Annotated in this window: 8 protein-coding genes and 1 pseudogene; 3 read left to right on the forward strand and 6 right to left on the reverse strand. The window is 40.7% G+C overall.

Annotation, left to right across the window (positions count from 1 at the left end):
• Window positions 1-226: 226 nt before the first annotated feature.
• From HWQ43_RS16980 to HWQ43_RS16990, 3 genes are all read right to left on the reverse strand, one after another.
• Entirely contained in the window at window positions 227-1,144 is a 918-nt protein-coding gene (locus tag HWQ43_RS16980; RefSeq protein ID WP_094352564.1) for an NAD(+) kinase, read from the reverse strand.
• Between the two features lie 131 nt (window positions 1,145-1,275).
• Window positions 1,276-2,274, reverse strand: coding sequence for an SDR family oxidoreductase (locus HWQ43_RS16985; RefSeq protein ID WP_292736101.1), 999 nt, complete (start codon window positions 2,272-2,274; stop codon window positions 1,276-1,278).
• A gap of 258 nt (window positions 2,275-2,532) precedes the next feature.
• Window positions 2,533-2,637 carry a PetM family cytochrome b6-f complex subunit 7 gene (locus HWQ43_RS16990; RefSeq protein ID WP_094344256.1) on the reverse strand — a complete coding sequence of 35 codons (105 nt, stop codon included), beginning with the start codon at window positions 2,635-2,637 and terminating at the stop codon, window positions 2,533-2,535.
• 205 nt (window positions 2,638-2,842) lie between these two features.
• Between HWQ43_RS16990 and pdxA the strand changes: the two genes are divergently transcribed.
• Window positions 2,843-3,937: a 4-hydroxythreonine-4-phosphate dehydrogenase PdxA gene (pdxA, locus tag HWQ43_RS16995; protein WP_292736103.1), complete on the forward strand. Its 1,095-nt coding sequence runs from the start codon at window positions 2,843-2,845 to the stop codon at window positions 3,935-3,937.
• Window positions 3,938-4,051: 114 nt separating this feature from the next.
• Here pdxA and HWQ43_RS17000 read toward each other — a convergent pair whose 3' ends face one another.
• On the reverse strand, window positions 4,052-4,771 hold the full coding sequence (locus HWQ43_RS17000; protein ID WP_292736105.1) for a response regulator transcription factor: 720 nt from the start codon (window positions 4,769-4,771) through the stop codon (window positions 4,052-4,054).
• 1 nt (window position 4,772) lies between these two features.
• On the opposite strand from HWQ43_RS17000, the gene HWQ43_RS17005 reads away from it, so the two are divergent.
• Both HWQ43_RS17005 and HWQ43_RS17010 read left to right on the forward strand, forming a co-directional pair.
• Window positions 4,773-4,949: a hypothetical protein gene (locus HWQ43_RS17005; protein ID WP_292736108.1), complete on the forward strand. Its 177-nt coding sequence runs from the start codon at window positions 4,773-4,775 to the stop codon at window positions 4,947-4,949.
• Between the two features lie 951 nt (window positions 4,950-5,900).
• Window positions 5,901-6,347: pseudogene (locus HWQ43_RS17010) on the forward strand (rhodanese-like domain-containing protein); the annotation flags it as partial.
• Window positions 6,348-6,890: 543 nt separating this feature from the next.
• Here the strand turns inward: HWQ43_RS17010 and HWQ43_RS17015 are convergent.
• Window positions 6,891-7,520 (reverse strand): ribonuclease D, encoded by a 630-nt coding sequence (locus HWQ43_RS17015; protein WP_099102107.1) that lies wholly within the window; start codon window positions 7,518-7,520, stop codon window positions 6,891-6,893.
• An 89-nt stretch (window positions 7,521-7,609) separates the two neighbouring features.
• On the reverse strand, window positions 7,610-8,158 hold the full coding sequence (locus HWQ43_RS17020; protein ID WP_292736113.1) for a CAP domain-containing protein: 549 nt from the start codon (window positions 8,156-8,158) through the stop codon (window positions 7,610-7,612).
• Window positions 8,159-8,583: the final 425 nt, after the last annotated feature.

Genomic DNA, 8,583 nt, shown 5'->3' on the forward strand with positions numbered 1-8,583 from the left:
ATTCTGATTTGACGCGCTGCTAAGGATGTTTTAGCACGTTCAGGTGTCAGCTATCGAATTCTCGGATGCAATCTTAATAACTAACTCCAAATTCAATCTCCATACCGTAATTCTGGAAGGAAATCAGTAAATGGGGCATGGGGCATGGAGTAAAAGAGACAGAGGGGAAAAATTTTCTGTTGCTCCCTCGCTTCTTTAACAATGCCCAATTCCCAATGCCTAATGTTTACGGCAATTCTACCGAAGTTGGTTTAGCAATATGTGGTAAACCCCAACCTAATTTTTCTCGCAAAATTCGGAAAAACTCAGGCGGTTGCAGGCGAATAAATCGGGCACTATATTGCGATCGCTCCATATATACTCGATCTTCTGGTAGGATATAGCACCCTCCATTACCATCTACTACCATTACCAGCCGAGGAATATTGACTGGGTAGATATTGACGGATTCAGTATCTGGAAATACCAATGCTCTAGAAGCTAAGGAATGGGGACAAATTGGTACTAGCTGTAAAACAGGTACGCCAGGAGTTACCACTGGGCCGCCAGCACTCAATGAGTAAGCTGTAGAACCAGTAGGCGTAGAAACAATCACACCATCTGCGGCAATATCTACTGGCGCATGATGCCCTATGGCAATTTCAAAATGGCACATAGAGGTCAAAGGTTCCCGGTGTAGCACCATTTCATTCAGGCATAGGGCTTCCCATAGCACTGAATCATCCCGAAACACTTTGACATTGAGCATGGCTCGTTCTTCAATTTCATACTCACCTGCCATCGCCTGCTCTAGTGCTTGGGGCAACTGATTCAGGAAAGTTTCCGTCAAAAATCCCATGTGGCCGGTATTCACTGTTAGCAGTGGAATACCACAAGGGGCTACTTGACGAGACGCTGCGAGAACAGTGCCGTCTCCCCCTAATACCACTGCAAACTCCATATCTGAGTCAAAACCAGGGGGTGTCAGACCGTCAATGGGGGTGTGGCAAACAGGACTCTCCGGGTTAGGATAGCCCAGTATCCCACCAATACTCGATGTGATACATACATTCCAACCGGCTGCGGTTAGCTTGTCTTTCAACTCGATAGCGACACGGCCCGCTATCGGTTTAACGTCATTGTAGATAATGCCTGCTTTCGGCACACTCAAATATCCAAATTTAGGCGATGCTTTGTATTCTGTTAATCCTTACACATTTTTGGTCATGTAGTCATTAATCTAGAGTCAAATATCCAGAGTCTAGAGTTTGACGACTAATGTCTGTTTTGTAATGACTATTGACTATTGGCTTTTGAAGACTGTTTAAAAGGAGTTTTTTTAGGTTTCTGCTTTTTATTTTTATTTTTCTGGTAGTCTACTTCTTTGAGTTTCTTCATGATTCGGCTGAAGTACTCTTGGAGATAACTTTCTAAGGTTGTGGTTTGTTGCGGATCTAAACCAAAGACTGTATATACTTCATCCATTGAAGCATTTAACTGTTTACCACTAGCCAATACTTCTGTAAATGCTAGCCTGTCTGCTACGTTCCATCCCCACTGAAAGAACCGCATTATGCCCCGCACAACACGCAGTAAGTTTATTGGCATCCGCGTTACTCTGGCATCTTTTCCAGATAAGCGTTCGCACAGGTTGATAATTTCTTCTGCACTCCATGCACGAGTACCAACTACAGGAAAAGCTTGGTTTTCCGTTTCTGGTACACTCAATGCTCGGATTGCAAACTTAGCAATGTCCTGAGTGTCCATATAGGCGATGGGCGAAGAATTACCTGTTACCCAAACTGGCTGTCCTTCCAAAATGGGAATCCCATACTGACCGATTAAACCTTGCATAAACCCAGCTAGCCGCAAGATGGTATAATTCAAGCCTGACTCAGCCAGGAATAGTTCTGTACACCGCTTAATTTCCATTAGCGGCACTTCTGGGTATTTATCAGCATCTAAAATTGAAAAGAAGATAAAACGCTCGACACCCGCTGCTTTTGCCGCTTGAATCAATGCTACTTTGCCTTCCCAGTCCACTTGTTTGATACTCAGTGAATCTGTTGGGCGAGAGGTTGAGGCATCAATAACTTGGGTTACACCAACTAAAGCTTCCGCTAGGGTATCGGGGTAACGTAAATTTCCCGGAACGAGTTCTGCACCCCATTCTTTGAGAAAAGCTGCTTTTTTACTGCTGCGCACAAGACAGCGTACTTTATATCCCTCATCGATAGCACGACGAGCCACTTGTCTTCCTAAGGTGCCAGTGGCACCGACGATTAATAATGTCATGAGGGTTGTAATAAATTTTAATGTTTTATGAAAAGAATGTTATCAGAATAACCTATGCAAACAAAAGTTTACATCTTTTCTCAGAAAATCAATTTATTTGGATAGACTCATGGGAAAATAGCTGTCCGATTAACGGACAAGCTTTTTTCTCATATTGATGAAAAGGGAGTAGAAAATGGGGAAGGTGGCCCCTCTGGAGATAAGGGGTAATGGGGAGTGGGGAGAATAATAACTCCTAACTCAGCACTCAGAATTCAATTATTCTTCTGTGCCTTGAATTTTTAGTAACAACGCGCCTAAGCCCCAGCCTACGAAGATTAAACCGAAAGACAGTAGAGCTGCATTCAAAATTTCGCCGCCCATTAGTGTGATTCTCCTTATACAAATTGGTGTGTAAACTAGGTCTACCAGAAGCTTTTTAACAGTTGCTAGGATTAGACCTGTGTAAACAATTTTAAACTAGTTTAGCAGGTAATCCCTAGTGGTTTGGGGGGCAATCCCTACTGTTGACAGAAGGGAAGATGGGTAGATGGTAAAAATTTGATAATAATAATTATGAAGAGATTTTATGTATCAAAATAATCAAGGTGGTTTAATAAATTTTGTGAAAGAGAATCGTCCGCGTTTGGCACTGACGCTTGGAGATCCGGCAGGGATTGGGCCGGAGGTAATTTTGAAAGCTTTAGCTGATCCAGAAATTCGTAAAAAATATGACGTTACAGTAGTGGGTAACGGAGATTTGCTGGCACAGATTTATTACAAACTGAATTTAACAGAGAATTTAGTAGCTTTGGCAAATCCAGACGACTTGTCAATCAGTGATGTGCAGTTGGATGGAAAAATTAAAGATCAAATTATTTCAGGAATAGGTAATGTGGCCAGTGGTGCGGCTAGTTTTGCGTATATGGAATACGCGATCGCTCAAACACTGGCTGGTAAATTTGATGGTATTGTCACAGGGCCGATCGCTAAATCTGCTTGGAAAACCGCAGGATATAATTATCCAGGGCAAACGGAACTTTTGGCAGAAAAGTCAGGTGTTGACCGTTTTGGGATGTTATTTGTAGCGCGATCGCCTCATACTGGTTGGACACTCCGCGCCTTACTTGCAACCACACATATTCCCCTACGTCAAGTAGCGGATGTGTTGACACCGCAGTTGTTGACACAAAAACTAGATTTGCTGGTGGAGTGTTTAGAGAAAGATTTTGGTATATATAGAGGGAGAATTGCGATCGCAGGTTTGAATCCCCACAGTGGCGAACAGGGACAACTTGGACATGAAGAACAAGATTGGTTAATTCCCTGGTTGGAGCAAGAGCGGCAAAACAGACCACAATTGCAGTTAGATGGGCCGATACCGCCAGATACAATGTGGGTTAAACCTGGTCAAGCTTGGTATGGAAATTCTTTAGTACAAAATCCAGCTGATGGCTACTTGGCACTTTACCACGACCAAGGCTTAATTCCTGTGAAGCTGATGGCGTTTGATCGGGCAGTTAATACTTCTATAGGTCTTCCTTTCATTCGCACTTCACCCGATCACGGAACAGCATTTGATATTGCGGGTAAAGGAATTGCTGATGCTACGAGTATGAAAGCAGCAATACATTTAGCGGCTGAGTTGGTTAGTCAAAGATTGGCTAAGAAAAATAATGAATAATCTTTAAGTACAGCTTTGCTTAAAATCGTCAAGACACGACCAAATCAGTTCTGAATATAGTTCAATTAAGCATTTCTTTCTTCTCTCAGTGTTGTCTGTATCTCTGTAGTAGCTTTAAAAACTAGTATTATCATCGGGTGCTTCAAACTTGTAACCATAGCCCCGCACAGTTTTAATAAACTCCGGTATGCTGGGATCGACTTCCATCTTTTTACGAAGCTGACCAATATGCACATCAACCACCCGGCCATCTCCTATGTAGTCGCAACCCCAGATTTTTTGGATTAGCTGTGGACGACTCCAAGCCTGATTAGGATGACTTGCTAAAAAATGTAAGATATTAAATTCTAGCGCTGTTAAGGCAAGAGTTTTATCGTTAAGTGTTACCTCCCGTCCCTCTGGATTAATTACTAGCTGCTTGAAAACGATACGTTGTGTTGGGGAGGGATTGATGTAGCGTATCCGCCTCAAAAGAGCTTCTACTCTAACTTCAACTTCTGCAAGACTAAATGGTTTAGTCATGAAATCATCAGCACCTGCACTTAAGATTTTAATTTTATCAGCCTCGTCAGTCCTACTAGTCAGTATCAGCACTAAAACATTAGTACGACTCTGCATTTCTTGGCAAAGGTTATAACCAGTAACATCCGGCAAATTCCAATCCAGAATTACTAAAGCTGGGTTGAATTGCTCAAACAACGATAAGGCAGTCCTACCATCTGCTGCCGACTCTATTTGATATTTCCGACTTAAAAAACGATAGACGAGATTTCGAACACCGAAGTCGTCATCAACGATCAGAATTTTGGGAGTAGTACCAGTAACCATAACCATAATGCTGTCTATTGTAGATTGGGCAATTTGCTGTTGTGCCAGCTTTAATTTACGTGTTTCTGTTGAGTACCATCGCTACTGTAGTACTTGTGTACATTTAATTTTCCATGAAGCCGATCACAACCTCAGCCATCATCATGCCGATAAAATTTATAATTATGGCATGATTTTTGCATAATTTTGAATTTGTATTGTATAATATTAAAATTTTACATTTGGAATAAGTGTAATTAAAAACCATCTCCGTAACCGCAAATAGTCAAAAGACACATCCAGAAGCGACGGCAATTGCTATAACTTTAAAAGAGTAACGCACTCCCTGATTAATTAGGTCTCTACAAAGGCTCACAAACTAACTTATCAGCCAATCTAGATTCTCAACTCCTACTTACTCGACTGTACTATAACCAATAGGTATGATCTCTTGAAGAAGGTCTACGAAAATCTACCCTGGTGCATTTACATGTAGTTGCTCTCTTAAGCATATACTATACTACAAGTTTCAACCTGAGCTATGACAAGCCAAGGACTGAAAGCATCGCCAGAAGGTATATAGGGCGTCAAAACCAGCTTTAACAGACAAAAGCAAGAATTGCTCTAGCAATATTATGATGTCAATAAATTGCTAGGAGCTTGTTTCAATAGTACTGCTGACAGTAGAATTCAGAAATAAAATACCCTTGATCTTTGGGTAACAGATTTAGTTTGTGTACCTCACAAACTTCTAATCTGCTGTATAGAACTCTACAAGTTTAGCAAAACATTGAGGAGACATTATTATTAGCGATCTCTGATATTCAAAAGGTATCAATTACTAGATTTATCGCTAAATATTTTTGGTTTTAAACTAATATTTTTTTCGATTTATGAGGAATTTGGTAATATCTAAAATCTCTAAATCACTAAAATATCAAAAATATAAACTTTAAATATATCGAATTTATTTAAAGAAAGAATTCTATATCCATACTCTCAAATGGCGTTATTTACAATTGATTAATTGGTAGAATTTCTGGAAATTCCTCAGTCTATCTGAGGAGAGAGTTTGAGGATATTCATACCAGAGAAAGATCAATTAAATATCTTGAGTTCGCTAAATTACTATTAATATCGTCAGCGAGGAAAAATTATGGTTAATAATTTAGTAGGCGGCATCATTCCCCCACAGCCACCAATAGAAGCACAAACTGATGCTCATACCCTCAAGACTCGTCTGGAGTGGGGTGAACCAGCTTTTACAATTTTGGATGTGCGCGATCGCTCGATCTTCAATGAAGGTCACATTATGGGAGCAATGCCAATGCCAGCAGATGAATTGGTAGAGCGTGCTGTTGCTTCTTTAGATAAGAGCCGTGACATTTACCTTTACGGTGATAATGATCAAGAAACTGCCCAAGCTGCACAACAACTGCGCTCTAATGGATTTGAGCATGTCTCCCAACTCAAAGGTGGTCTTGGCGCATGGAAATCGATCGGTGGCCCAACAGAAGGCATTGTTGAATCAAAAACTCCTCCAGGTGCAGATGACTACAATGTTGTAGACCGGCTAAAAAACCACCAAGAAAATCTGCAAAAGGGCGGTACTAGCGCGACGGAATCCATTAAACAGGGAGCTAGTAACCTTAAGGAAGGCATTCAAGAAGGAGCCAGTAATCTTAAGGAAGGTATTCAAGAGCAAGCAAGTAACCTCAAGGAAGGTATTCAAGAGGGAGCAAGTAACCTCAAGGAAGGCATTCAAGAGGGAGCAAGTAACCTCAAGGAAGGTGCTAGTGAATCTAAAACTCCTGGAAGCACTGATAATTCCAATGTTGGCTCTTAGGCAGAAAATACAGCAGAATTCAGGAGCAAAGCCGGAGACACTCCGCCTCCGGTCAGAATCCAGAAGTAAAACAGGCTTTATACATACCTGGCTTTGAGACGAATTGTTGTTTCCAACACTTTCCTTGAAATCTGCTGTAACTTAGAATGAGGGTTTGTAGTAAGCACTTTAGTGCTTGGAAAATAATGACTTTAGTCCTTACTACGAACTTGCTTATCTATCAATTTCAACTTGACATATAACTAGTTGGGATTGACATCAATAAAAATCTCTTGTCACTATTCCCCATTATCTATTCGATTAGTGTTCAAATAGATCCTTGAATTGCAACAAATCTAAAGAAACGATCGTTGGTAGAAACTCAAAACATTCTTGAGCAATTTGCCAACGTTCTTCTCGTTTAAGCATTTGTATTAACTTCTGTTGCACACTAAGTAAGTAGCGCACATCATTGGCAGCATAACTTAGTTGAGCTTCAGATAAGCTAACGGCGTTACCCCAATCAGAACTTTGAGAGCTTTTATCTAGTTCCACTTGTTCTAACTCTTGTACCACGTCTTTGAGTCCGTGGCGATTTGTGTAAGTACGGGCTAATTTACTGGCAATTTTGGTGCAAAAAATCGGCCCTACCTGAATCCCCAGATTGGCTCGCAAAGTGGCCAAGTCAAATCGAGCAAAGTGAAACACTTTCACAACATTGACTGCTTCCAAGAGTTTTTTTAAGTTGGGGGCGTCAGCTTGTCCTTTGGCTATGCGGATTGCAGTCACTTTCCCCTCTGGATTGCACAGCTGGACGAGACACAAGCGATCGCGCAGTGGCAATAATCCCATCGTTTCTGTATCAACTGCGATCGCTGTAGATTCTAAATACTGGCTAAGGGTTGCGTCACTGAGGTCGCGATCGCTCACCTGAAAATCTGGTAATGTCATCAATTGTTCAAAAATAATAGCAGTGTCCAGCAGAAAAAAGTCTTGTCAGACACTACATTATTATTGTGCAAAAAAATCAAAAATTAAATCTACCTAGCCCGAAAAAACATTTGTGTCAGGTAGACTTCGCCTTGATTATTAGTCGCAACACCAATTCCAGTCAGGTTGTAATTTCCTTTAAGGTTCTTTAGGTGTCCAGGACTTTTGATCCAGCCAGTAACAGCTTCCTCCACGGGGTTGCTATATCCCCGGTTGAAAGCAACATTTTCTGCTGCACTGTTGTAGCGAATAGGGATAGCTTTGACTCGCGCTTCAAATCCCTGATGGCTAAATGGGGTTTTGCCTTTAGCCATATTTTGACTATGAATTCTGGCCTGTCGAGTTAAATTTGCATTTAAAGTCAACTTTGGCAGCCCTTTAGAAACCCGATATCGATTAATTTGGTCAAATACTGATTTTTCTAGCTCAGTAGTTTTAAAAGTAGGAGTCGATATTGCAACCTGACTAGAAAAAAGCGACAACAGCTTATTACGGGTGGATGTATTCGTAGAAGTATGATTTGGTATCGGAGCAGTCGTTAATCCACTAGCAAGGACAAGCGCACTTAAAGCGATGCCAAAAGCAGTTTGTCGGAACATGGAGAATTGCGTAATGTGTAGAGATATAAGACTTCTACTCTACCTTATTGTTCCGAGGATATATACCACAATACTATTAAGTAATGATGAATTTCGGCAATTTGGCTACATCCTTTACAAGTAAAACAAACAATCATTTCCAATTGTCAGTACTTCAATAGGTCAGCTTCATGAAAATCACGGTTAATTTTGCTAATAATTTCAGATTTTCATGAATTATCAAGCAAAAGCTTTACTAACAGGTTAAAGTCTAGGGAATTTGAGAAAAAACCTCAACTTTACCAAATCAACGCTGTGTGCAATTTTTACTCAAACCTAATCTCCTTACCTAATAATTAAGGAATGGTTGAACCTATCCCACTAATAATATTTTGTTAATCCAGATATGAATTGTAGCAAGGTCAATGAATGCGTCAAAGTAAACT

The sequence above is a fragment of the Nostoc sp. JL31 genome (assembly GCF_017114965.1).
GTDB lineage: Bacteria > Cyanobacteriota > Cyanobacteriia > Cyanobacteriales > Nostocaceae > Nostoc > Nostoc punctiforme_A.

Coding starts and splice junctions, on each gene's coding strand:
- HWQ43_RS16985 (WP_292736101.1), bottom strand. CDS start 2,274: ATGACATTATTAATCGTCGGTGCCACTGGCACCTTAGGAAGACAAGTG.
- HWQ43_RS16990 (WP_094344256.1), bottom strand. CDS start 2,637: ATGGGCGGCGAAATTTTGAATGCAGCTCTACTGTCTTTCGGTTTAATC.
- pdxA (WP_292736103.1), top strand. CDS start 2,843: ATGTATCAAAATAATCAAGGTGGTTTAATAAATTTTGTGAAAGAGAAT.
- HWQ43_RS17000 (WP_292736105.1), bottom strand. CDS start 4,771: ATGGTTATGGTTACTGGTACTACTCCCAAAATTCTGATCGTTGATGAC.
- HWQ43_RS17005 (WP_292736108.1), top strand. CDS start 4,773: ATGCTGTCTATTGTAGATTGGGCAATTTGCTGTTGTGCCAGCTTTAAT.
- HWQ43_RS17015 (WP_099102107.1), bottom strand. CDS start 7,520: ATGACATTACCAGATTTTCAGGTGAGCGATCGCGACCTCAGTGACGCA.
- HWQ43_RS17020 (WP_292736113.1), bottom strand. CDS start 8,158: ATGTTCCGACAAACTGCTTTTGGCATCGCTTTAAGTGCGCTTGTCCTT.